This is a genomic window from Roseibium sp. QJM3NY_11 (genome assembly GCF_056173175.1).
The window spans coordinates 54,705-80,135 of record NZ_CM149660.1 but is presented as its reverse complement, the minus strand read 5'-3'; the positions used below and the strand labels follow the sequence as shown (position 1 = coordinate 80,135).

Annotated in this window: 21 protein-coding genes; 17 read left to right on the top strand and 4 right to left on the bottom strand. The window is 61.3% G+C overall.

The features are described 5' to 3' along the window. Positions 1–2 precede the first annotated feature (2 nt). Positions 3–1,034, top strand: a complete 1,032-nt coding sequence (locus tag AC0VX3_RS00320; RefSeq protein ID WP_475523055.1) for a phosphotransferase family protein — start codon at positions 3–5, stop codon at positions 1,032–1,034. Positions 1,035–1,063: 29 nt separating this feature from the next. Here AC0VX3_RS00320 and AC0VX3_RS00315 read toward each other — a convergent pair whose 3' ends face one another. The 3 genes from AC0VX3_RS00315 to AC0VX3_RS00305 form a co-directional block, all read right to left on the bottom strand. Next, positions 1,064–3,178, bottom strand: coding sequence for a 3-hydroxyacyl-CoA dehydrogenase NAD-binding domain-containing protein (locus AC0VX3_RS00315; protein WP_475523054.1), 2,115 nt, complete (start codon positions 3,176–3,178; stop codon positions 1,064–1,066). A gap of 183 nt (positions 3,179–3,361) precedes the next feature. Continuing rightward, on the bottom strand, positions 3,362–3,826 hold the full coding sequence (gene tsaA, locus AC0VX3_RS00310; protein ID WP_342891763.1) for a tRNA (N6-threonylcarbamoyladenosine(37)-N6)-methyltransferase TrmO: 465 nt from the start codon (positions 3,824–3,826) through the stop codon (positions 3,362–3,364). Between the two features lie 31 nt (positions 3,827–3,857). Continuing rightward, positions 3,858–4,733 carry a substrate-binding domain-containing protein gene (locus AC0VX3_RS00305; protein ID WP_475523053.1) on the bottom strand — a complete coding sequence of 292 codons (876 nt, stop codon included), beginning with the start codon at positions 4,731–4,733 and terminating at the stop codon, positions 3,858–3,860. A gap of 439 nt (positions 4,734–5,172) precedes the next feature. On the opposite strand from AC0VX3_RS00305, the gene AC0VX3_RS00300 reads away from it, so the two are divergent. The 16 genes from AC0VX3_RS00300 to AC0VX3_RS00225 all read left to right on the top strand — a co-directional run bounded on the left by AC0VX3_RS00300 (position 5,173) and on the right by AC0VX3_RS00225 (position 23,812). Beyond that, positions 5,173–6,267 (top strand): ABC transporter ATP-binding protein, encoded by a 1,095-nt coding sequence (locus AC0VX3_RS00300; protein WP_342891761.1) that lies wholly within the window; start codon positions 5,173–5,175, stop codon positions 6,265–6,267. A gap of 84 nt (positions 6,268–6,351) precedes the next feature. Beyond that, positions 6,352–7,452: an extracellular solute-binding protein gene (locus AC0VX3_RS00295; RefSeq protein ID WP_348142776.1), complete on the top strand. Its 1,101-nt coding sequence runs from the start codon at positions 6,352–6,354 to the stop codon at positions 7,450–7,452. A gap of 75 nt (positions 7,453–7,527) precedes the next feature. Further along, positions 7,528–8,793, top strand: coding sequence for an ABC transporter permease (locus AC0VX3_RS00290; protein WP_342891759.1), 1,266 nt, complete (start codon positions 7,528–7,530; stop codon positions 8,791–8,793). Between the two features lie 8 nt (positions 8,794–8,801). After that, positions 8,802–9,656, top strand: a complete 855-nt coding sequence (locus AC0VX3_RS00285; protein ID WP_475523052.1) for an ABC transporter permease — start codon at positions 8,802–8,804, stop codon at positions 9,654–9,656. A gap of 209 nt (positions 9,657–9,865) precedes the next feature. Beyond that, entirely contained in the window at positions 9,866–11,095 is a 1,230-nt protein-coding gene (locus AC0VX3_RS00280) for a M24 family metallopeptidase (RefSeq protein WP_475523051.1), read from the top strand. 362 nt (positions 11,096–11,457) lie between these two features. Further along, a complete protein-coding gene (locus AC0VX3_RS00275) occupies positions 11,458–14,673 on the top strand; it encodes a DUF2169 family type VI secretion system accessory protein (protein WP_475523050.1) in 3,216 nt (1,071 codons plus the stop codon). Beyond that, positions 14,663–15,736 carry a pentapeptide repeat-containing protein gene (locus AC0VX3_RS00270; protein ID WP_475523049.1) on the top strand — a complete coding sequence of 358 codons (1,074 nt, stop codon included), beginning with the start codon at positions 14,663–14,665 and terminating at the stop codon, positions 15,734–15,736. Before AC0VX3_RS00275 ends, AC0VX3_RS00270 begins: the two co-directional genes overlap by 11 nt. A gap of 113 nt (positions 15,737–15,849) precedes the next feature. Continuing rightward, positions 15,850–16,248 (top strand): PAAR domain-containing protein, encoded by a 399-nt coding sequence (locus tag AC0VX3_RS00265; protein WP_475523048.1) that lies wholly within the window; start codon positions 15,850–15,852, stop codon positions 16,246–16,248. A gap of 15 nt (positions 16,249–16,263) precedes the next feature. Further along, positions 16,264–17,136: a hypothetical protein gene (locus AC0VX3_RS00260; protein WP_475523047.1), complete on the top strand. Its 873-nt coding sequence runs from the start codon at positions 16,264–16,266 to the stop codon at positions 17,134–17,136. 178 nt (positions 17,137–17,314) lie between these two features. Beyond that, entirely contained in the window at positions 17,315–18,178 is an 864-nt protein-coding gene (locus AC0VX3_RS00255; protein WP_475523046.1) for a hypothetical protein, read from the top strand. 11 nt (positions 18,179–18,189) lie between these two features. Then, positions 18,190–19,032 carry a hypothetical protein gene (locus tag AC0VX3_RS00250; RefSeq protein ID WP_475523045.1) on the top strand — a complete coding sequence of 281 codons (843 nt, stop codon included), beginning with the start codon at positions 18,190–18,192 and terminating at the stop codon, positions 19,030–19,032. A 39-nt stretch (positions 19,033–19,071) separates the two neighbouring features. Next, entirely contained in the window at positions 19,072–19,686 is a 615-nt protein-coding gene (locus AC0VX3_RS00245) for a DUF3540 domain-containing protein (RefSeq protein ID WP_475523044.1), read from the top strand. Between the two features lie 146 nt (positions 19,687–19,832). Continuing rightward, entirely contained in the window at positions 19,833–21,668 is a 1,836-nt protein-coding gene (locus AC0VX3_RS00240) for a tetratricopeptide repeat protein (RefSeq protein WP_475523043.1), read from the top strand. A 404-nt stretch (positions 21,669–22,072) separates the two neighbouring features. Next, positions 22,073–22,456 (top strand): SH3 domain-containing protein, encoded by a 384-nt coding sequence (locus AC0VX3_RS00235; RefSeq protein WP_475523042.1) that lies wholly within the window; start codon positions 22,073–22,075, stop codon positions 22,454–22,456. 133 nt (positions 22,457–22,589) lie between these two features. Then, positions 22,590–23,009 (top strand): hypothetical protein, encoded by a 420-nt coding sequence (locus tag AC0VX3_RS00230; protein ID WP_475523041.1) that lies wholly within the window; start codon positions 22,590–22,592, stop codon positions 23,007–23,009. Between the two features lie 29 nt (positions 23,010–23,038). Next, the gene (locus AC0VX3_RS00225; RefSeq protein WP_342891746.1) at positions 23,039–23,812 is read left to right on the top strand and encodes a MinD/ParA family ATP-binding protein; all 774 of its coding nucleotides are present in this window, start codon (positions 23,039–23,041) and stop codon (positions 23,810–23,812) included. 58 nt (positions 23,813–23,870) lie between these two features. Here the strand turns inward: AC0VX3_RS00225 and AC0VX3_RS00220 are convergent, their stop codons facing one another. Beyond that, positions 23,871–25,427, bottom strand: coding sequence for a serine/threonine-protein kinase (locus AC0VX3_RS00220; RefSeq protein WP_475523040.1), 1,557 nt, complete (start codon positions 25,425–25,427; stop codon positions 23,871–23,873). Positions 25,428–25,431 lie beyond the last annotated feature (4 nt).

Genomic DNA, 25,431 nt, shown 5'->3' with positions numbered 1-25,431 from the left:
GCATGACAACGGGCGCGGCGGATCCGGACCTTCCTGCACTCTGCGCCTGGCTCGAAACGCGCTTGCCCGGTTTCCAAGGCCCGCTGGAGGCGGAAAAGTTCGACCGCGGCCAGTCCAACCCGACCTACCGGCTGAGGGCGGCGTCCGGGGACTATGTCCTGCGCCGCAAGCCGCCCGGTGTGCTGTTGAAATCGGCTCATGCGGTCGACCGGGAATTCCGGGTGCAGAAAGCGCTGGCCGGGTCGGACGTGCCGGTCGCCACAATGCTGGCGCTGTGCGAGGACGAGAGCGTCATCGGGTCGGTTTTCTACATCATGGAGTTCGTGCGCGGCCGCAATTTCGACGATCCGCGACTGCCCGATGTCGATCCCGGGACACGGCGCGGCCTCTACGACGAGATGAACAGGGTGCTGGCGGGGATCCATTCGATTGATCTGGACGCATGCGGCCTGGCGGATTTCGGACCATCGGGAAACTATTACCGCCGCCAGATCGACCGCTGGACCCGGCAATACCGGGCGAGCGAAACAGAGACCATTCCGGCAATGGACGAGTTGATCGTCTGGCTGGGTGGCAACGTGCCGGAAGACGACGGCCGGCGCACGCTGGTGCACGGCGACTACCGGATCGACAACATGCTGTTTGCCGGGGAGGGGACGGCCTGCGTCGCGGTGCTCGACTGGGAACTGTCCACCATCGGCCACCCGTTTGCAGACCTTGCCGCGCTGATCATGCAGTGGCAGCGCCCGCCCGGCAGCGAGGGACGGGGCCTTGCGGGCGTCGATCGTGGCCCGCTCGGAATTCCCGCGGATCAGGCCTTCATCGACGCCTATTGCGCCCGCATGGGCCTCAGCGGCATTCCGGAATTCGGCTTCTATCTTGCCTTTGCCTTCTTCCGCATGGGTGCGATCCTGCAAGGTGTCGGAAAACGCGCCCTGGACGGCAATGCCTCCAACCCGGAGCTGGGTCTCAGGCTGGGGGCAACCGTGCCGGACTATGCCGCAGGTGGCCTGGACGCGGCGAAGGTTACCTGATCATCCGTGATCCGGGGCCGGCGGACCCGTCACCCCCGGTCATTCATTTCCGCGAAACTGCCACCGTTCTCCGCCAACTGCCGCAACAGGGTAGGCACCTGCCAGTACCAAGCGTCTTCCCGCGCATAGTCCTCGATCCGGCGGACAAGTTCAGCCGCGCCGATGGCATCGGCGGTGTGCATCGGGCCGCCGCGGAAACGTGGAAAGCCGTAACCGTTGAGGAACACCGCGTCGATGTCGATGGGCCTGAGCGCGATGCCTTCTTCCAGAACGCGGCTGCCTTCCAGGATCATCGCCGTCATGAAACGGCTGACGATCTCTTCCGCGGAGAAAGCGCGCGGCGCGATGCCGGCCTTGTCCCGTTCCGCATCGATGATCGCCAGCGCCTCCGGGTTCGGCCGGGACCCCGTGTCGTCGTAGATGTAGAACCCCTGGCCGGTCTTGCGTCCGAACCAGCCGTTTTCGCACAGACGGTCGGCGATCGGGATGTAGCGCTCTTCGGCGGGGCGAGTGGCGGCGCGGCGCTTGTTGGCCGCCCAGCTGATGTCGAGCCCGGCGAGATCGGCCACCTGGTAGGGACCCATGGCAAAACCGAAGCCGCGCATGGCCGTGTCGATCTCTTCCGGCGATGCGCCATCCATCATCATGTAGTCGGCGGCTTTCTTGTAGAAGGTCATGATCCGGTTGCCGATGAAGCCGTCGCAGACGCCCGAGCGGACCGCGATCTTTTTCAGCCGTTTGGCGAGGGCGAACCCGGTCGCCACCACATCGTCCGCCGTCTTGTCGGCGACGACCACTTCCAGAAGCCGCATGATATGGGCAGGCGAGAAGAAATGCAGGCCGATGACATCTGCGGGCCGGGAGGTGATCGCGGCGATGTCGTTGATGTCGAGATAGGAGGTGTTGGACGCCAGCACGGCGCCTTTCTTGCAGACCTTGTCGAGCGTTTCGAAGATCTCGCGCTTGACGCTCATCTCCTCGAAAACCGCCTCGATGATCAGATCCACTTCGGACAGCGCGCCCAGATCTGTGGAGGTCTTGAGTTTCGACGACAGAATGTCGTCGCGGGCGCTGGCGGTCAGCTTGCCGCGCTTGACCGCGCCGTCCAGATTGCCGGTGATTGTCGCAATGCCCCGGTCGAGCCCGGCCTGGTCGCGTTCGGTCAGGGTCACGGGCAGACCGGCCAGCAGCAGCGCCGTGGCGATGCCCGAGCCCATGGTGCCGCCGCCGATGACGCCGATTGCATCGATCGCGCGCGGTGTCGCGACCGCTTCCGGGATCTTCGAAACGGCCCGTTCGGAAAAGAACGCGTGGATCAGACCGGCGCGCTGCGGGCTCGCCATGCACTCTTCGTAAAGCCGGCGTTCCTCCTTCATGCCCTCCGTGACGGGCAGGCTTGAGGCGGCGACCGCATCGACGCATTTCTGCGGCGAGAACAGCAACGGCTGCGTCCGGTCCAGTTTCTTGCGCATCTCGTCAAGCGCCGCCGGATCGGGCTTCGTGTCCAGTGCACCTGTCCTGCGGTTGGGCAGGGTCCCGTCAAGCAGGTCTTGCGCGCTCTGGAGGGCCACTGCGCGGGGATCGCCCTCCGAAATCCGGTCGATCAGGCCGCTTGCAAGGGCGTCTTCGGCAGAGACCGGCTTGCCGCCGGTGATCATGTCGAGCGCGGTGCGGATGCCGGCAAGACGGGGCACGCGCTGGGTGCCGCCGGCACCGGGCAGGATGCCGAGCGTGACTTCCGGCAGGCCGACCCTGGTGCCTTTCAGCGCCACCCGGGCGTGGCAGGCCAGGGCGACTTCCAGGCCGCCCCCGAGGGTCGTTCCATGCAGAACGCAGACGATCGGTGTGTCTGAAGCTTCCAGAAAATTGCACAGCTCGGGCAGCCACGGGTCGAGCGGCGGCTTGCCGAATTCGCGGATGTCGGCACCGGCGATGAAGGTGCGGCCCTTGCCGTAAATCGCGATTACCTTGACCGCGGACATGTCCTGCAGGGCTTCGACAGCCTGCCGGATCCCGGTCCGGACCGCATGGGAAGCGGCGTTGACCGGGGGATTGTCGATGGCGATGAGGCCGGCCGCACCGGTCAGCTCGAAGGAGACGGCGTCATTGATGGAGGTCTCGCCGGTCAGAGGCTCAGGGTGCATGCAAATCTCCCGGGAGCTCGCCGGCGCGTTCGTTCGAACACGCCGGAAGGCGCCCACATTTGAAAAACGGTCAACTCATTGAAGCCCGGTCGAGCCGGGCCGCTCCGATCGGCGTGGTGGCGGCAGGATTGTCAATTCTGGGAAGGCCTTGTCAAGGTGTCCGAAAAGCGCAGCCGGCACTGATCAGGCTTTTGGCGAGGCCTTGGGGCTGAAGGAACAGCGGTCCGGCTTGAGGTCGACCAGCGGTGTTCCGTCGAGGCAGTCGAGCCCGCGCACGATCAGGTTGGGACCCTCCACCGAGACCAGTTTGACCAGCGACGTTCCGATCGGATTGGGGCGCACGGGCGAGCGCAGCGCAAAGGTGCCATATGTGGTTTCACTGTGTGCGGGGTTCTGGACGACAAGGTCCCGCCGGGCCTGGTCAAGCCAGTAGAGAACCTCGACCCGGTCATAGTCCTCGATGCCCTGGAGGGCGGGCACCCAGGGCTCGAAGATCTCGATCCGGCAGTCCGGGCCATCGTGCTTGCCCTGGCGCGGACACGCCTTGCGATCCGTCCAGGGCGTGTGGATCCTGCCGATGAAATAAAGTCTGGCGTCGTCCGGCTCCGAAACCGGGATCATGACCTCATGCGGGCGGATGTCGCTCATCGTGTCTCGTCCTGTATCTTTGGCGCCTGGGTCAATCGGACAGCCAGCGGACCACGCCATGATCGCTCAGGTCATAGCCGCCGAGCGCGGCGGCCCTGGTCTTGAAGTCGGCGCTGCGGGCAAATGTGAACAGGCGCTGCACCGGTTGCGAGAAGTAGGCCTTGCGGTCGATCAGCAGATCGAAATTCTCGTCGACCAGCGGAAGAAAGCCGAGCCGGAAGGGTTTTGCCATGGCCTCTATACCGAGCGCGGCATCGGCCTCGCCCGCGGCAACGGTGGCCGCGGCGTCGTTTTCCGAATGCGCCGGGGTCGGGGAACAGATCAGGTCCGCCTCGCTCAGCCCAGCGTCGCCGAGCAACCTGGCCAGCAACAGGGCCGCGCCCGCCCCGCTCTGGCGCAGGGCGACCCGCCTGCCCTTGAGGTCGGCAACGGATGTGATCGTGCCGACGGCGTTCTCCGCGATCAGGAGCCCGCGCCTGCGCCGGGCCCAGGCGATCAGGACCGCATCGCGCAGGCCCAGGCTGCCGACGGAGCCGACGTTCCAGCCGGTCTCCTCGGGAAGATGCAGCCCGGCCAGCGAGGCAGCGCCGTCCTGGAACTTGATCAGTCCGTCCGCGCTGCCGTTGCAGAGCATGGCCAGACCGCAGCCGGACGCATGTATCGCCCAGTCCAGAAGCGGGTCGTGGGAACCGGCAAGCACATCCGGCCGCTCCGGGCTGCCGTCCTTGCCCCCGATCCAGGCACGGATCTGGTCGGCGGGAAACAGGAGTTTGCCCGTGATCCGGCGGTGCGGGATCTCGTTCGCGGCGGCAAGGTCATAGACCTTGCGCTCCTTGACCCGCAACAGGTCGGCCACTTCCCGGGTGGTCAGAAACTGGGGTTGCCGGAGATCTGGGTGCTTCAACATGTTTCCTGCCGTTCGCGGCAAACTTAACGGAGGACCGGCGCCCGGCACAAGATCCCCGGGCACGTGCCGGTCCGGCAGGCGGCGAGGTTACCTGTTCGCGACGGCCGTTGGCAGTTGAAACCGGCCGCGGCGGTCCACTCTGTTTCCGGATTTGAAATGTGATCGAACCCTTGCACCACGGATACTGAGTGCAGTGCAAGATAAACTCTTTTCCCAAGTGTTTTCCTTGAGTAAAAATCCCCACCTTTTCGACGCTGCAAAATATTAGATCGATAGCTGATTAAAAAATATACATTTTTTTTGATCGACCCCTTTCCTTGTAGCGGCATTTTTGTTTTTCTATGCACAATTGCACTGACCGGCTGCTCGATGGGGTTCAGGCCTCCAGAGTCGCTTGAATTTGTGTGCTTGATAATAATGAACCGGACTTGGGGACACTATGGCGAATACACGGGGCGCTGCCGTTAAGTATGATGGCGTTCAAAAAAGCTATGACGGGGAAACCCTTGTCGTAAAGAACCTCAATCTCGACATCCCGCCTGGCGAATTCCTGACCATGCTGGGACCATCCGGGTCCGGCAAGACGACCTGCCTGATGATGCTGGCCGGCTTCGAGCCCGCCACCCACGGCGAGATCTACCTGAACGATCGTCCGATCAACAATGTGCCGCCGCACAAGCGCGGCATCGGCATGGTGTTCCAGAACTATGCGCTGTTTCCGCATATGACGGTGGCTGAAAACCTGGCGTTTCCACTTCAGGTCCGCAATGTCAGCAAGGCCGAACAGCAGGAAAAGGTCCAGCGCGCGCTGGACATGGTCGAGCTGGGGGCCTTCGGCAACCGGCGGCCGGCGCAGCTGTCAGGCGGACAGCAGCAGCGCGTGGCCGTGGCCCGTGCACTGGTGTTCGATCCCGAACTGGTTCTGATGGACGAACCCCTGGGTGCGCTCGACAAGCAGCTGCGTGAGCAGATGCAGTATGAAATCAAGCACATTCACGAGAATCTCGGGGTCACGGTGGTCTATGTGACCCATGACCAGACCGAAGCCCTGACCATGTCGGACCGGGTCGCCGTGTTCAACGACGGCATCATCCAGCAATTGTCCACGCCGGATGATCTTTACGAAGACCCGCAGAACTCGTTCGTGGCGCAATTCATCGGTGAAAACAACAAGCTGAACGGCAAGGTTGTCGAGATCCAGGGTGAGGAGTGCGCCGTTGAACTCGACGACGGCACCCGGCTCAAGGCGGACAAGGTCAATGTCGGCGCCGTCGGTGACAAGACCACGTTGTCCCTGCGCCCGGAGCGTGTCGAATTCGACACAGACGATTCGATGGACAATCTGGTCAGCGGCCGGATCGAGGAGCTCATTTACCTGGGCGACCATATCCGCGTCCGCATGAATGTGGCCGGCAACGACGAGTTCATCGTGAAAGTTCGCAATCGTGGAGAGAAGCGCAAGCTGAATGTCGGCGAGACAGTCCAGGTGGGCTGGGCGCTGAACGACTGCAAAGCGCTCGACGCGGTTGTCTGAAATCGCCCGGCGGCCGGCTCGCGGCCGCCAGCGACAACAACGGAAACAAATCCGTTAAATCCAACAAAGAGGGAGCTAACTCAAATGAAGCTCAAAACCGTAATCCTTGCAGGCACCGCAGTGGCTTTTGCCAGCAGCGCCGTGCTCGCCGACGACATGACAGTCGTTTCCTGGGGCGGTGCCTATCAGGCGTCCCAGAAAAACGCCTACACCGATCCGTACATGGCTGAAAACCCGGGCGTAAACGTGATCTGGGACGAGTCTTCGGCGGAAGCCGTGGCCAAGCTCCGTGCCATGAACGAAGCCGGCAATGTCACCTGGGACCTGGTTGACGTGGTTGCGTCCGACGCCATCCGTCTGTGCGACGAAGGCCTCGCCATCGAAATCGATCCGGACACCGACCTGGCCGCAGCGCCGGACGGAACGTCCGCTTCCGAGGACTTCGGCGATCTTCTCGTATCGGAGTGCTTCATTCCGCAGATCGTCTATTCCACCACCTTCGGTTACCGCACCGACGTCGCTGACTGGAACGGCAAGGAGCCGGATGACATCTGCGACGTGTTCGATCTGGAAACCTTCCCGGGCAAGCGCGCCCTGGAAAAGCGTCCGATCAACAACATGGAATGGGCCCTGCTGTGTGACGGCGTCGCCAAGGCGGACGTCTACGACGTTCTGGAGACCGAAGAAGGTCAGGACCGTGCGTTCGCCAAGCTCGCCACCATCAAGGACAACGTTGTCTGGTGGTCCGCGGGTGCGGAAACTCCGCAGCTTCTGGCCGACAGCGAAGTCGTGATCGGGTCCACCTACAACGGCCGCCTGTTTGCCCTCATCGAAGAGCAGAAGCAGCCGGTGAAGATGCTGTGGGACGCTCAGGTGTTCGACCTTGACGGCTGGATCATCCCGGCCGGCCTTCCGGACGACCGTCTTGCCGCGGTGAAGGAATTCGCCAAATACGCCACCGACACCCAGCGTCTGGCGGATCAGGCGAAGTACATCTCCTACGGCCCGGCCCGCAAGTCGTCGGCTCCGCTGGTCGGCAAGCACGCCGATCTCGGCATCGAAATGGCTCCGCACATGCCGACCGATCCGAACAACGCCAAGAACACCTTCCTCTATAACTACGAATGGTGGGCGGATTACCGCGACGACATCGACGCCAAATTCCAGGCGTGGCTGTCTCAGTAAGCCTTTTGGCACGCTCCGGACCGGGTGGGCACTGCCCCACCCGGTCCTCCTCCTTAAAATGCGGAAAACTGTTTCATGAGCGATATCCCGGCCGATCAGGTTCTCACGACGAAAGACGGCAAGCCGCTTAAGGCCTCGCTGGCCAAGGCGCTGCGCCGCGAAAAGCTGCGCGCCTTCCTGCTGGTTGCCCCTCTGCTGATTTTCGTGCTGGTCACCTTTGTCGCTCCCATCGCGGACATGCTGTTCCGCTCGGTAGAGAACGGCATCGTCGCCGAGACGCTTCCCCGGACTGTTGTGGCCCTCGCGGAATGGGATCCGGAATCCGGCGCCGTGCCGGACGAAGAGGTGTTTGTCGCGCTTCATGGCGACCTGGCCATCGCGGTCGGCCAGAAGACCCACACACGCCTGGGCTCAAGACTGAACTACGAGCAAAGCGGCATCTCCAGCCTGTTCCGCAAGACCGGACGGCGCATCAAGCGCATGGATGAGGATGCCCCCTTTAAGGCACAGTTCATCGATGCCGACGACAAATGGGGCGACGTTCAGACCTGGCAGGTGCTGAAACGGTTCTCGCCGCGCTACACGCCGGGCTACTTTCTGAATTCCTTCGATGCGAAACAGACCGCCAACGGCATCGAGCTGAAGCCGGAAGACGAACGGATCTACATGTTCCTGTTCGGCCGGACCCTGTTCCTGTCGATCGTCATCACAGTGTCCTGCCTGCTGCTCGGCTATCCGATCGCATTCCTGCTCGCGGCCCTGCCGCTGCGGTCGTCGAACCTGCTGATGATTCTGGTTCTGCTGCCCTTCTGGACATCGCTCCTGGTGCGCACATCCGCCTGGAAGGTGCTGCTGCAGCAACAGGGGGTGATCAACGATTTCCTGGTCTGGACCGGTCTGATCGGTGATGCCAGTCGTCTGGTGATGATCAACAACCAGACCGGCACGATCATCGCCATGACGCATATTCTGCTGCCGTTCATGATCCTGCCGCTCTATTCGGTGATGAAAACCATCTCGCCGACCTATGTGCGTGCGGCCAAGAGCCTTGGCGCCAATGACTGGACGGCCTTCTGGCGGGTCTATTTCCCGCAATCGGTGCCGGGGATCGGCGCGGGTGCCGTGCTCGTTTTCATCCTGTCGATCGGCTACTACATCACCCCGGAACTGGTGGGCGGCACATCGGGGATCTTCATCTCCAACCGGATTGCCTATCACATCTCGTCGTCCCTGAACTGGGGGCTGGCGGCAGCGCTCGGGACCCTGCTCCTCGTCGCCGTGATGGTTCTCTTTGTTGTCTACGACAAGATCGTCGGCATCGATAACGTGAAATTGGGCTAGGCACGATCATGAGCGCACTCCCCCCCTATGCATCCCCGTTGCAGCGGACCTGGTTCTATTCCTTCCGGGTCATCTGCGGGTTGATCTTCTTCTTCCTGATCTTCCCGATCCTGATCATCCTGCCGCTCAGCTTCAACGCGCAGGACTTCTTCACCTTCACCAAGGAAATGCTGGCGCTCGACCCGGCCGGCTATTCCTTCAAGCACTATCACGACTTCTTCACCAATCCGGACTGGCAGCAGGCGCTGACCAACTCGGTGATGATCGCGCCGGTCGCGACCATCCTGGCGACCGGTTTCGGCACCCTCGCGGCCATCGGCCTGTCCCAGTCCCATGTGCCCTACAAGCCGGCGATCATGGCGGTGCTGATCTCGCCGATGATCGTGCCGCTGATCATTTCCGCCGCCGGCATGTATTTCTTCTATTCGCGCATCGGCCTGCAGGGCACCTACTGGGGCGTCGTTCTGGCCCATGCCGCGCTCGGCACGCCGTTCGTGATCATCACGGTGACGGCGACGCTGGTCGGCTTCGACCGGTCGCTGGTGCGGGCCTCCGCGAGCCTGGGCGCGAACCCGGTCACGACCTTCTTCAAGGTGCAGATGCCCCTGATCATTCCCGGTGTCGTCTCCGGTGCCCTGTTCGCCTTCATCACCTCCTTCGACGAGGTGGTGGTGGTGCTGTTCCTGGGCTCCGCCGGCCAGAAGACCCTGCCCTGGCAGATGTTCACCGGCCTGCGCGAGCAGATCTCGCCGACCATTCTGGCGGTGGCCTCCCTGATGGTGGCGATTTCGGTCGTGCTCCTGACGGTTCTGGAGATGCTCCGACGCCGGTCGGAACGGCTGAGGGGACTGTCACCGGGCTGATCCGGAACGGGGTCTGAACCGCCCCGCTGCATTCCACGGGAGCCGGTGGCGGAACGCCAGTCACCGGGCGGAGGTCTGAAGACAGGATCTCCCGGCAGCAAACAATCTGATTTTGGGCCTGGCGGGCCGGCTTCTCCTGGGGAAGCCGGCCCGTTTTGCGTTTCAGGCCGGAAAAGACCGTGAACACCACAGACAGGAAGGAGCCTGGAATGAGCGACGACATGATCCGCATCTATGAAATGAACAATGGTGAAAAAGCCTTTTCGCCGTTCTCGCCGGACGAAATGGACCGCCGTCAGGACGGTCTCAGAAAGCTCATGGCGGCAAGAGGTATCGATGCCGCCCTGTTCACCTCCTATCACAACATCTGTTATTACTCCGGCTTCCTCTATTGCTATTTCGGCCGCAAGTACGGCTTCCTGGTCACGCCGGACAAGGCGACGACCATCGCCGCCGGGATCGACGGCGGCCAGCCCTGGCGCCGGACCCATGGCGACACGGTCATCTACACCGACTGGCGGCGGGACAATTATTTCCACGCCATCTCGTCGCTGCTGGATATGCCCAATCCGAAGATCCGGCGCATCGGCATCGAGTTCGATCACGTCTCCCTCGACCTGCTGAAGCTTCTGGAGGCGGCTCTGCCGGGGGTCGAATTCGTCGACATTGCCGCCGACGCCATGGGCCAGCGCACGATCAAGAGCGCCGAGGAACACACGCTGATCCGCGAGGGCGCGCGCATCTGCGATGTCGGCGGCGCGGCGCTGGTGGATGCGGTCCAGGCCGGTGTCCCGGAGCACGAAGTGGCCATCGCCTCCACCAACGCGATGATCCGCGAAATCGCGAAATCGTTTCCGTTCGTTGAGCTGATGGACACCTGGACCTGGTTCCAGTCCGGCATCAACACGGATGGCGCGCACAATCCGGTGACCAACAAACGTGTGGAAGCGGGCGACATCCTCAGCCTCAACTGCTTCCCGATGATCTTCGGCTATTACACCGCGCTGGAACGCACCCTGTTCTGCGAACACGCCTCCGACACGCATCTGCGGCACTGGCAGGTCAACTGCGATGTCCATCGAAAGGGCCTGGAACTGATCCGCCCGGGCGCGCGCTGCCGCGACATCGCAACGGAACTCAACGACATCTACCGCGGCCACGACCTGCTCAAATACCGCAGCTTCGGCTACGGCCATTCCTTCGGCGTGCTCAGCCACTACTATGGCCGCGAGGCCTCGGTGGAACTGCGTGAGGATGTCGACACCGTCCTGCAGCCGGGCATGGTCGTCTCCATGGAGCCCATGATCATGATCCCGGAAGGAGAGGCGGGCGCGGGCGGTTACCGCGAGCACGACATCCTGATCGTGACGGAAACCGGGGCGGAAAACATCACCGGTTTTCCTTTCGGCCCGGAGCACAACATCATTGCGAAACGCTGAGGCGAAAAATCGCCCGCCATCGCTGCTGCGGACCGGCGACCTGTCGCCGGTCCGCCCTCCGCCGCAACCGGGTCCGGGCCGCGTTTGGCTTCCGGCGGGGGGCGGCGCACCCGGTGGCCTCTCCAGCGTGAAAAATCGTCGAAATAAATAATAAAATCAATAATTTGAAATAGATTGACGCCTGAGGCACGGGCGGGCTGAGCGCCTTGACCCGCGCTGTGAAACGGTTTTGACGGCGGTCCCGGAACACACCGGAGACACCGGCCGCGGCGGCCGGTCGTCGCGGGCGCGGCCGGTATCGGGTGGTGTCATCCTGCTGAAACAAAAAGGACTTCTATATTGTCGGAATTGCGGGGACCGACATGCCTGATCTGTACAAGCCGTTTCGACTTTCCTGCATCCAGAACATGCAGGCCATTGGTGGCCGGAACTACCTTTATGCGACCGTGTTCTACGGCTTTGACCTGACCGATCCCGAGGCGGTCCTGAGCGAGGCGGTCTACACGGAAATCGCCATGTCGAACCTGCCCATGGGCGGTTTCCTCGACACCGGATTCCCGAAATCGGGCCCGGAAGTCCTGATCGCGGGCGAGTCGCGCGCACCTGAGGGAACCAGGGTCCAGGGACAGGAGGTCGGGGTCGCGCTCGGCCCTGTCAGGAAGCGGGCGACGGTCTTCGGCGACCGCCACTGGGTCAGGGACAATGACGCGGTCAAGATGTCCTATGCCGCCCCTTACGAGACCATGCCGCTGACACCGGACCGGGCATTCGGAAGTGAGAGCCATCCGGTCAACCCGGCTGGTAAAGGCTGCGATCCGCAATACATCCTGGATCATTTCGGCTATGCGCCCCTGCCGAACATCGAGAATCCGGACGCGCTCATCAAGACCATGACGGACCGACCGCAGCCGGTGCTGTTCGGTCCGCTCGAACATGATCATCCCTTGCGCAAATCGAAGGTGGGTCAGCCGAGCTGGGACTGGATCAGGACCTCGTTTCCGGAGCCGCCCCCGGGCTTCGACAGCGCGTATCACAACATGGCACCGGCGGACCAGCGCATCGGTGTTTCCCTGAAGGGGACCGAACCGTTGTCCGTCCGGGGCATGTCCGCGGCGCACCCGGTGATCACCTCCAGACTGCCGGGTCTGCGGATCCGCCTGTTCGCCGTTCACGACATGAAGGCCGAGCGCCTCACCGAGATTGGCACCCGGATCGAGACCGTCTGGGTCTTCGGCAGCTCGGAAATCGGCGGCATGTACCATCGCGGCATTCTCGAGGTCGCCGACGAAAAGGCCTCCGACGTGGTGGCCCTTATCTTCGGGGCAGAGCGGCTGAGCGACGCGCCGCGCCCCGGCTCCCATTACGCGGAAATCTACAGGCTGCGCACGCACCCGACCGAAGGGCCGATGCACACGCTCAACGACAGCCAGCTCATGCCGGACCTTCCGGAAACCGAAAAGCAGGCGATGGAAGCGCGGTCACAGGCCTATAGCGAGGAGGTCGCCCAGAAGTTCGAAAAGAAGATCCAGTTCGAACATGCGGAAATGATCAAGAACGCGAAGATGCCGGACATGATGCGTCCGGATACAAGCCTGCCGCCAATCCCGAGACTGCCGTTTCCGGCACCTGAGGATGTGATTTCGGGCAATGTCGATCTTGCGGGCATGTTCAAAAAGCTGTCAGCCGCCGCAGATGCGTATGAAACGGAGATCATGGCGGGGCCGGCCGCCGCAATCGCAAGGCACAAGGCTGACGGGATCGTGGTGCCTGACGAGGTGTTCGGGTTTCGCGACGCGATGAAAAGCGCGATGACATCAGGCGATCCCGGCGCGGCGAACATGCTGAAGACGGCTGCCAGGGGAAAGTCGGCAGCAGCCGACATCTCGAAAAATGCCAGGGCCGCGCTTGATATTGCCAACCGGAAGTCAGCCGGGCTGTCGCCGCCGGTCGAGGACGTCATTCCGGGAGCGGTGGACGAGGCACTTGCCAGGATCGATGCGATTGTCAGCAAGATCGACGGAGTGGCCGCGGCCGGCGACGACGACCTTTGGCCGCTCGTCAGGGCCAGAGCCCTGGCGCTGCCCGAAGCCGATCCGTTCTACCAGTTGAAACAGGATCTCGAAGACCTGGGCAGGGACCTGAAGGAAGCCGCCGATCGGCCCAGATCCGGCGAGATGGTCACGGTTGAAGAGGCGCTCGGCGATCCGAAGTTCAAGGACCCGAAACCCACCGACTTCGACGCGATCGTGGCCGAGCTTGCGACCATGCCGGACAAGAACAAGGCGAATCTGGAAAGGCTCGAGGCGATGCTTGCCGAAAAGCTGCCCAAGGCGGCCGGGCACGATTTGCCGCCCAGCCTGGCACTGGCCCGCGAGATCGAAAAGATCCCCCTTCCCGAATCGGACTTGAAATCCATCGACGACATCATCGCCAAGGCCGAAAACGCGATCTCCATGGACGCTGAAACATTTTTCGGCGATCTCGATGAGGAGGCCAAGGCGTTCATGCTGGACAAGGAGCATGCGCGCTCCGCGATGCTGGAGGCGGTTCACCCTCTGGAGACCTATACGCCGACGGTCCGCAAGAAACTCGGCGACCTTGTTGTCGAGCATATTCAAAACGGCGAAAGCTTTGCCCGGAGGGACATCGCGGACGCCGACCTTGCCGGAGCGGATCTCTCGCACCTGGATCTGAACGGCGTTTTCCTTGAAAAGGCGAACCTGGCCGGCGCCAGTTTGCAGCGCTCCGATGTCTCCGCCGCGGCCCTGACCGAAGCGGTGCTGACGGACGCGAACGCGACCGGAGCCGATTTCACGCGCTCGTCCCTTTCGGGCGTCAGCGGAGAGCGGGCGTGTCTGGACAAGGCCCGGTTCGCGGAACGCACATGGTCGAAATCGAACTTCGACGCCGCGACATTCCGGAATGCGGCCTTCGACACGGTGACCTTCCTGGAATGTTCCTTTTCCGGCGCCGATTTCGATGCGGCGCGCTTTGTGAACTGCCTGTTCCTGAAGTGCGATTTTACCGGTGCCGCGCTCCGGAATGCAAAATTCGAGAAGACGATGATCGTCGAGGGCGACCTGTCGAAATCCGATTGGTCGGGAGCGGATTTCGATCGGCAACTGATGACCAAGATCACGGCACAGGGCAGCCGCTGGAGCAACGCAAGTTTCAGCAAGTCGACCTTCGTCGGCCAATCCGACCTGAAGGGCAGTTTCTTCGACGGCCTGAAGGGGCACTATTCGAGCTTCCTGGAGGCCAATCTGGACGAGACCTGCTTCGTGCGGGCGGAAGTGCCTGACTGCCTGTTCCTGAATTGCGCGATGAACGGCGTGGATTTCCGGGTGGCGCGCGCGCGCAAGGCGGTCTTCAACGACTCCGCCCTGGTGCACTCGGACTTCTTCGCCGCCGATCTCATGGAAGCGCATTTCAGCCAGTGTGACACCAGATACACGAGTTTCCGAGACGCCAATCTCTACGCCGCGAACTTCATGAACACCGTGATGAAATGCGCCGATTTCAGCCAGGCCAATCTGGCTCAGACAATCCTGGAGCTTCCGACATCCAATGACACTTGACGAGATCCATCTGGCGATCGAGTACAGCCGGGCGATTTCCGATCAGGATTTCACCCGCCGAACGTTTGAAGACGCGACGTTCAAGGACGGGGACTTCGTCGTATGCAATTTCAGCGGCGCGCGGTTCGTCCGGTGCACCTTCGAAAAGAACACGCTGATACGCTGCGACTTTCGCGGTGCGCGCTTCGAGGGCTGCACCTTCCTGGACAGCCGCTTCATGATGGGCACGTTTGAAGGGTCGATCTTTTCGGAGTGCGACTTCGATACGGTCGGGTTTCTGGAGGCAAAGCTGCAAGGCGCGGATTTCTCGCGCACGTCACATGTCGATGTCGGCTTTTTGTGCTGCGAGCTTTCGGATGCCAGGTTTTGCGGCGCGAATTTCGAAAGGGTCGGTCTTCTTGAAAACACTCTCGAACGGGTCAGTTTTGCCGGGGCTCATATCTACCGGACGATGATCTCCAGGGCGGATCTGCGTGCCGCCGAATTGACCGGCGCGAGCTTCCACCAGGTTCTGCTGGTCGATGGCAGCCTCGCCAACCGTGACCTCTCGGGCCAGACGTTCAAGGAATGCACCATGGTCGATGCCGACCTTCAGAAGGTGGTGTTCCGCGGATCGGAGATGACCCAGACCTCGTTTGTGAACTGCAACATGCGCCGCAGTGATTTTAGCGAGGCGAACATGCCGCTGGCCATGCTTGCCGGGTCCAATCTCGCCGGCTCCAAATTCGAGCGCACCAACCTGAACAACGGTGTCTTTGCCAATGCGGATGTCTCGGCGGTCTCTTTTGCCGGGTCCCGAATGCAGATGGCCGTGTTCGACAACGCCAATTGCGGTGCCGCGCGTTTCGAGGGCTGCGACCTCAAGCACGGTGACTTCACCAACGCGGACTGCCAGGCGGCGAATTTCGTCAAGGCGTCGTTCGGGCTCACCAAGTTCCATGGGGCCAACCTGAAGGGCGCGCTTCTGGACGGCGCGTCGGGATCGACAGTGCCGACGGATGCAAAACGCCTCGTCGCGCAGGCCTATAACCCCAGGAATGTGATGCTCGACACAGACACGTAGGGTTTTGGCTCCTCGGCAAATATGACGAGGTCGAACTGTTGATTGTGACAATGACAATATGCACCGTGCGCATCACTCGACTTGAGAAACGACGGTAGCCGAAGGAAGAGACCATGCCCACAGTGAATGCCTCGGGACCAATTCCCAGCGTCGATCTTTCGCCCGTCGATCCGTTCATCATGCCGTCCGTGCCGCCGGTCCCGATGGTGATGCCTGCCGTCGGATTTCGGGCAACGACGATCCCGACGCAATTCACGTTCTATTCCATCGCTTTCTGGTTTCACACGATGCTGTCGATGATCCCGGTCTGCGTCGCGGGTCCCGGGCCGGGCGTCGTTTCCGGGATGCCGATGAGCGCAAGCAAATCGGGCAAGGGATCGGCCCGTCTTCTCATCCAGGGGCAGCCTGCCTGCAGGTCTCTCATGGATCCGCCGCTTGAGAACGGGCTGACCGTCAATTCCGTCGGCATCACGTCCCCGGGCCAGTGCACCCTGATCAATCCGGTCGGATAGCGGAGAGGGACTGTCATGGCGAAGACCAGAGCGCGCGCCGACGAGACCACGTCGAAACACATCTATTTTGCGGTTCCGCTGGCCAACAATCAGAACGAGTTCAGCGGGCAGTATCTGCGCCTGGAGGAGTATGCCGGTTCCGGCGAGAACAGCCACCTGCCCACGGGCGTCGATACGTCGGGGCTGACGGGAATCACGATGTCGGCCAAGGGCGTCTTCCTGCTCGATGCGGATCTCAAAATGGTCGAGACTTTCGGCGGTGCGCTGACTGAAAAGGTGCTGGGCGGCGACCACTCGGTCACGGTCGACAACGGTGACTGGAAACTCAAGGCGGAAGACGGCGCGATCACCATCGAGGCAAAACACACGTCATCGGACGCCAATATAAAGCTCGAGTCCGAAGGATCGGACATTCATGTGCACGCCTGGTGGGGCAAGAGCACCACTTCGGACAGCCGGGACATCAAGGATAGCACCTCGAAGAAGATCACCTACGTTCAGCTTTTCGAATACTCGTCCGTCATTGGCGGCTCCGTGACGGACCGGACGGCCTTCTCGTTCAGCCTGAATGTCGTGGGAGACACGTATTTCAAGCTGGCCGAAGCAAAGGCCACGATCACTTCGCTGAAGATCATCTTCGCCAAGTATTCCGGATATTATGTCAGTATAAATTTCTTTCAGTTTCTGTCGTTCAAGGCCGCTCAGAACTACAGAAAGACAATGGTTCTTTATAACAAGATGACGGTTTTCCAGATTTACGTCGAGATGCTGAAGAGTCAGAACGGCATCGTCAAGGAGCAGATCTCGGGCGGTGTCAGTGAAACCTATGCAGCGGAAATGCGCAAAAAGATGGCCGGCTGCGGGTTCTTCCAGCGGATAAAATTCTAGTGCTTGTTCAGGTGAGACGGAGCCGGTCGATGGAAACACATCAGTTCATGCCAGGGGCGCGGCGGGCGACGCGATGCGGTGCATCGGGCATTGGCCGTCACGACGCCGGTGCTCTGGTCCGCGCCGGGGACAGCGCCTGTTTGTTGAAAGGGCATGCGACGGACAGGAGGCGGAGCTTGTGACCAGTGTCTACATGGGCGTTTCACCGGCCGGCGATGCCACCCAGAGGATTGAAAAAGGCGTTTACATGCGCCTGGGTGCGCATGTCGGCGACCCCGCCGAGGTGGATGAAGCGAGCCGTTTTCCAGCCATCTATACCGGTGGAATTGCCGGCAGTGACGGCATATTCATCACCACGGCAGGGTCCTACCTCGTTGAGGCAAATGGCACCGCCAATATCGAGATCGGCGGCACCCTGACGCAGAAAGTCAAGACAGGCGATTGTACGACAACCGTCGAATCGGGCGATGTCGCGCTTGCACTGGACAGCAAGGGCTTCTCGCTCGCGGCGACCGACAACTCCAGCTTTCTGGTGGAGTCGCACCATGCCGGCGGGATCACCATCAAGGCGCCGGCCGGCAAGGTGTCCAGCAAGGGCCGCGCGATCTACAACCACACTTTTGGCGCGTACCTGAAGCAGGTTGTCGGCTCCCAGAAAAAAATCGTCGAAAAAACGAGCACCAATGTCAGCATTGCCTGGGTGATACCGCTCTATCTCTCAGGGGCCGTCAGCACGAAGTATTGTTCCATGTCCCTGAAGGTTGCCGATGCGAGTGAAACGGACCTGAAGGTCTCGGCCGGCGGCGTTAAAATCGGCTTCGTCTACCTCAGCAACAACGTGATAACCCACGATATGGGCTATTCGATCCTGTACTACAAAAAGCGCGGTATTCAGCTGGAATATGCCGCAAAGAGCAACAAGCTCGAGGGCTGGGGTGACCTCTTCAACACCGCGTCCATGAAAAGCGCTCTGGCCCAATCGGATTACAAGACAAGCATCGCCGCCCACATTGGCATCGAGTCCAAGATGCCAGGCGCTTAGCGGAGGATCGAATGGCTAACCTCTTTTACTGGAGTCCCGCCGGCGGCACGAACATTTTCACCGACGGTCACTATCTGCGTCTGGGTACCTATGAAAGCAGGTGGGAGCCGGGCAGTGCGGATATCAAGGATCCCGCCGGCGTCGCTCAGGGCATCTACTTTTATTCCGACGGAAACTACACGCTCAAGACGACTGCGACCGGGGATGTTTACCAGGAGATCGGTACCGGCGTTGAGCGGGCCGTCCAATCAGGCGGCTACAGCTATACAAACACGACAGGCAACCACACGGTCGCGCAAAAAAACGGTGACGTGCTGATCGAGGCTGAAGGCAAGGTTGTCCTGAGTTCAGCGCATGAGGGCATCGCAGACACCTCGATCCTGATCGATGCCAAAAGCAACGATCTGTATTACCAGCAGGCCGGATATGCAAAATTTGTCGATACCTACAAGGAAACGACCGTCAAGGGGTACACGCACAAGACAAACATCGGAGTTGTTCTGAAGTTCTATCTTGGCGGAAGTGTCGGAACGTATTCGCATATCGGACTGAGCATAAAAACAGCGACCTTCGGCATCAAGGAGATCACGGCCAGTGCAACGGGTGTGTCCCTGTCGATGAACGGCAACTCCTCGACGGACGTGCTGGGGTTGAAATTCGGATTCACGATTTTCGCGCTGCAGGTTGTCTGGCTGCACGAGGAATACGAATTCCTGAAGAACGAACTCCAAGTCTACAAGAGAATAACCAAGCTTGCGGCTTCTGACGCGCAGATTGTTGATGCCCAGGGTGCGGTGATCGGCACGCGGACCGCTGCGGCCGCGATGGATTCAGGCCTTGAAGTACAGTGTTGACCCCGGCTTTTCAGCCATCGGCGGATATGGATGGTAATCATGAGCGGACCCGGTAATTCAGATATTCAGGCTGAAGATCCTGCCCGGCCGGTGCGGCCCGGCGGCTTGCAGACACCTTCGCGGGTTTCCACCGTCGAAGTGTCTGAGGAGACCGGCCTTTTCCTTCGTGATCCCGGAGGTGACCGGGTCGCCGCCAGGTGCGCCGTCAGTTGCCTGATCTCGCCCGTGCCGGGCGACAGGGTTCTGACCGCTGAGGCCGATGGGCAGCTTTATGTGCTGGCCGTTCTGGAACGGCAAAATGTGGACGAGCCGCTGAAAATCGAAACGGCGGGTGGCCTTGTGCTGTCGGCCAGACGGATATCGATCAAGACCGGCGTTTTCGACATGGTGGCTGAAACGGCCAACCTTGTCGGCAATACCTTCAACAGCCTGTTCAGGACATCCAAACGCATTGCCGGGACGGACGAGACGGTCGCGCAGTCAACGTCGGTCAGTGCACATCAGCGTGTTTCGGTGATTGCCGGCTCCGACGTGCACAAGGCCGGTGTGTTCAGCCAGAACATCGAAAGCGCGATGGCCCAGAGCGCGCACACAGCCGTCGTTACCGCGAAGACCGACATCCGGCTGAACGCGGAACGGATCAATGTCGGCTGACGGTGGGTTTCGACAGCGTTGCTTCCGCGGACCGACAAGGACGGTCGTGTCTCCATTCGGACGCCGCTGCCCAATGCCGCTGCCCAATGCCCCTGCCCAACGACCCTGCCCAACGACCTTGACTGTATTTTTAGTGAACGGACACCATGGCGAACCTGAATGCCCTGCTCGACGCGGCCACCAAACATCTTGAAAACGGCGCGATCGAGGATGCCGAAGAGCTGTGCCGCCAGGCGCTCAGCCGGGCCCCGCGATCCATTCGGGCCCTGAAGACCTATGGCATGTGCCAACTTGCGTCAGGGGACCTGGACGCCGCAATCAGGAGTTTCGATTTCGTTCTTCAAATGAACCCCGAAGACGCGACTGCCTGTTACAATCTTGCGCTGGCTCAGAGCGCCCAGGGGAAAATGGACCTTGCGCAGCTCAATTTCGAAAGGGCGCTCAGTCTCGAGCCCCAAAACCCTTCTTTTCATGAAGCCATGGCGAGTGTGCACGCGCTCAGGGGCGAGCTTGAAAATGCCATGCGGTATCTTCTGATCGCACAGGAGCTCAAACCGGACGATCCCAACATCCTCGCCAATCTGGGGTCGCTGCTCGCGCAGATCGGCGCGTATTATGATGCGCGAAAATACTACGAGCAGGTTCTGGAGAAACAACCGGACAACGGTCCGGTCGCAATTCAGCTGGCGCATATTCTCCATGATCTGGGGGATCATGCCAGGGCCCTTGCACTGACCGAGGCCTTGTATCTGAAGCGCCCGCGCGATCCCATGATTCTCTCCGCTTTCGCGCATTCTCTGGCGCAGGTCGGGGAACTGGATCGGGCGGCCGAACTTGTTGAAATGGCACTGAAGATCGCGCCGGACATGGTCAACGCTCTTGAAGAATACGCAATGGTCTGCGCTTTCCGGGGCGAGCCCGACAAGGGCATTGCAAAACTGGCGGGTCTGCTGAAGACACAGAGGGACAATCCGCAAATTTGCCTGCTCATGGCGCAAGCGATGGCCAGAGCCGGAAAGCATGTGGAGAGTGTCACGCTGGCGCAACCGGCATTGCAGGACCTTGCAACCGGCGCAACAGGCGTGGCCCTGATCCGGCAGGGCTTGTTCCATGAGGGAAAGTTTGCCGAGGCGCGCAATCTCGTTGCCCGAATTGGACTTGAAGCCGGCGGGGTCGACAATGCTGTTCCAGGAGCGGTGGAAAGGGTGATCATCCCGCTTGAAACCAAGCCGTTGGAAGCGATCCTCTTTTCCCGTTTCCTGTCCGCAGGACCGGAGGAAGGTTATGACGCGGGCGACAGGGTGGTGTTTGCCCACGAGCCGTTTCTGCCGCTGCTGCAGCGCATGGACCTGGATTACCGCCTTGAATCGCTTCAGGGAAAGAACATGTTCGAGCTGGCCGAAACCGGAAGCTCCGTGTTCATGGCCGGCTTTGCCGCGCGGCCTGAAGTTGCCGACTATGACCCTGAACGGTTCAGGCCTTACCTCAAGGCGGATCCCGGGGCCGATGATTTCTGGCGCGGCTCGCTGCAACCGTGCAAGCGGCCGCTGTGCGGCATTGGATGGTCGAAATACCAGCCGGCTCCGCTTCTGAACGACGTGGACCGGGCGCTCACGGACTGGCCGGGAACTGTCGTGAGCCTGATGTGGGATGATCAGAGGTTCGAGCTTGAAGGCAACAAACGCATCATCGACGCCGGCGCGCATCTGAAATCGCTGGAAATGCTTGTCGATCTGATCGGCAAGCTTGATCTTGTCGTCGGCCCGGACAGTCTGGTGACCCATATCGCGGGCGCCATGGGGGTTCCGGCCATCGTTCTCGTGACGCCGGACAAGCCCTGGTACTGGTACGCGCCGGACGGCCGCTCCCACTGGTATCCGTCCGTCCGGGTCCTGGAACGGGCGTGGGAAGAGCCGATGGATCATTTTACGCAAAGGCTTGCCGAAATGTCTGCGGATCTCGCAGGCGTGGCGGTGGCATGACCGGCGGCGTGCGCAAGGGACACGACGACCGGCTGAATTGTCTGCGGGCCTTGGCCGCGTGATCGATTTTCCGATATTCTGAAAACCTGAGCGCAGGTCTTAACGGATCTTCGTCAGGCATGTGATATCGTAGCGCCGTCTTGTACCGAAGAGTGTAAATCATGTCTCATCTGTTGGCGTCTGGCCGAAGGGCCTTCAGACACGGTCTGATGGGTCACAATCAACACGCTTTGATACAAGCTCGAAATGCGGGCAGACGGAAGGAACGGACGTGATGTGTCATCCAGCCATTTTGTTCGGACGGGACCGGGCCGTGGACAGGACCCGTTTCACCGGATCCGGCCTTGCGGCACCAGCGCTTACGGAGGCGGCCCTGTGATGACTTCGAAACCGGAACATGACTGATGCCGAGGTTCTTTCCCTATGTGATCGTGGTCGGACTGTTTGTGCTGGCCCTTTTGTATCTCCAGTTCCGGGACCGTTCCTATCTGGAGGATATCGCGCGGGCGGCCTATCCGCCGCCACCGGCTTCCCGGGTGATCCTTCCGCCGCCGCAGGAGGCTCAGGGGCCGCTGCTGTATATCAGCGGCAATCGCGTTGCGTTCCGCTCGGCGCCGGGGCTGCAGAAACCCGTGATCGAACGGTTCGACAAGGGCCGCACCCTCCGGCAGACCGACGTCAGCGGCGACTGGGTGCATGTGCGCGACGTTGATACCGGGCGGATGGGCTGGGTTGCCGGCGAGTATCTGACGCCGACCAATCCCATGCAGGCGGCGTCCTCAAATTGAGTGCCGCCGGCAGTCCGGACCACGGCTCCAAAATCCGGCGCCGGAAGCACAAACCTCTTGGGTTGCAGGAAAATGCGTGGTTAATACAACCAAGGTAGACAGGAACCCATGTGACAGCATCCGGAGGCCGGCAATGAGTTCTTCTGACACCATGAAACCTGGACTGGCCAGTCTGGCAAGAACCTGCGAGGCCATTGCCCTCGGCCGCTTCGACGACGTTGAGGATCTGTATCAGGTGATCACGGACAACTCCGTGGAAGAAGACATCCGGGCACTGGCGGAAACGTTTTCGGGCATGGTTGTGCAGGTGGAGGCACGCGAGTTCCATTCCAGTCAGCTGATCGCCGAATTGACGGAAACCAAGCGTCAGCTTGAGGCCGCCGAAGCGAAACTGCGCAAGGAAAACGCGGAACTGAAGACCCGTCTGGACAAGTTCGACGTCACCTATGATCAGGAACAGGCCAAGATGGAGATCGAACAGGTCAGCGACACGGACTACTTCCGGTCTTTGCAATCGCGCGCCAAGGATCTCAGATCCAGATACAAATCCTGAAGTCTTGACCTCACGACCAGAGTTGATCCGTGACAAAAATCATTTCTACCCATTCCTATCGCGGCGGGACAGGCAAATCCAATGTCACCGCAAACCTTGCTTCTTCGCTGGCCCTGCGCGGACACCGGGTCGCCATTGTCGACACGGACATCCAGTCACCCGGCATCCACACGCTTTTCAAGGTTGACCTCAATGGCGTCACCCAGACCCTGAACAACTATCTGTGGGGGCATTGCGCCATCACCGATACCGCCATCGACGTGACGGCCAGTGTTGTCGATGCGCAGGGCCAGTCCACGGTGCCGGACGGCGGCAAGGTCTTTCTGGTGCCTTCCTCCATCAAGACGGGGGAAATCGCCCGGATCCTGAAGGAAAAATACGACGTTGAGGACCTCAACCGGGGCTTTGTCGATCTGTGCCGGGGGCTCGAGCTGGATTATCTCCTGATCGACACACATCCGGGGGTCAACGAGGAAACGCTGCTGTCCATCGCCATTTCGGACACGCTGCTGCTGATCCTCAGGCCCGACATCCAGGACTACCAGGGCACGGCCGTCACTCTTGAACTGGCGCGCAAACTGGAAGTGCCGCAGTTGTTCCTGATCGTCAACAAGGCGCTGGAGACCTTCGACTTCACCGAGCTTGCCCAGCGGATCTTCTCCAACTACCGCACGCCCGTGGCTGCTGTCCTGCCCCTGTCGACAGACCTCATCCAGATCGGCAGCACCGGCCTGATCCGCACGCTGCAGCCCGAACACATGTTCACAAGAGCCATCGAATCCATCGTCGACTCCATCGAATAAGAACCTGGCGGGTGAGGAGCGGGCGAGTGAGTTGACCTCCTGGCCGAACCCGCCGGTATCAGTCCTGATCCTCGAAAAGCCCCGCGAGGAAGCCGTCCACGGTGTCGAGGCGCTGCTCCCTGTCGAAGTCGAGTGCTTTTCGGACTGTCTCCCAGCCCTGCGGGTCGAGGCCTTCGATCGGTTCGGCCGCAACGCCCTCGCGGGCAATTTCGTCGATCGGTCGGGACAGGAACGGATGCCGGCCCGTCAGGAGCTGGTAGGCGATGCAGCCGAGTGCGAAGATATCGTCGCGCGGATCCCGCTCGGCTCTCCGGAACTGCTCGGGGCTGGCATAGGCCGCGGTGAGGCTGTCCTGGATCGGATGGTCGGAGCTGGCGCTGGCGGCCGCTGCGAGGCCGAAATCAAGCAGCTTGATGGTCCCGTCCTCAAGCTGGAAAATGTTCCCTGGCTTCAGATCGGAATGCACCACGCCACGGCTGTGGGCATGGGCAAGTCCTGCGCAGGTGCCTTTCAGGATGCGCGCGCATTCGCCGGGCGGCAACGGCTGGCCCATGGCCTGTCCCAGTCTGCGGTCGAGGCCGGAGCCCTTCAGCAGTTCCATGACAATGAAGACATCCGCCTTGTCGCGGTCGAAATCATAGACCGTGGTGATGTTGGGATGGGCGAGCGCCTGCGATTTGCGCGCTTCGGCTTCCAGCAGCCGCAGCGCTTCGGAGTCATTGTGAAAACTCTCGTTCAGAAGCTTCACGGCCACATAGGGCTGGTCATGACCGGCCTCCAGGCGCCGCCGGTCCACGGCCGAATAGACATATCCCATGCCGCCCCGGCCGATTTCCGAATCGAGAATGAAGCGGTCGCGCAGGATCGAGCCGACCCCGGCGCGTTTGTGCTGTGCCGCCGTCAGCGAATTGAGATCGAGGCCGTCCTTTTGGCCGCCGCTGGAAACCCGCCGTGCATCGGAGCGAAAGCGGGCGCTTCGGAAGTCGGTCAGGAACTTGTCGAGCTTGCCGCTGTCGGCATCGCCCGAGGCGGCCCCGTCCGGCACCGCGTCTGTCCTGCGGCTGCGGAAGTCCGTGTATCCGGAAACAAGCGAGGACAGGATGGCATCGTCGACCTTGCTGCGGGTGTCATCGCCGGCTTCGGTGGCCGGATGATCGAGAAAGGGCAGCGGCGGCAGTTTGACGGATTGCGCGGAAGCATCCGGCCGGGGCGCGGCCGGAGCGGAAACCGGCGGGTCGCCGGGATCTCCCGGCAAGGCCGCTGTCACCGCATGCGGCAGGGTCGGTTCGTCGAACTCCTCCGCACCGGCGGCCCCGGATGCAGGCGTGGCAAGCGGTTTGGTCGCGTCGGCTGACGTCATGGGGGACGCAGGCCCGCGATGCGCCGCGGCACCGTCATCGGCCGCGGGCAGCTGCCCCAGGAGAATTTGGCCCAGATCCGGTGGCAGACGGCCTTCCTCGACAAAATCCCGGATGGTCTGGCGCGTGGCCTGCAAAGCTTCCAGGGACTGCCGCGCCCCCTCCCTCAGGTCTTTGGACAGCCTGTCATAGGACAGCCGCCCGGACACGAAACCGGTAATCAGATCATGCGCGGCGGAAGACATGTCGGTCGGCAAGCCT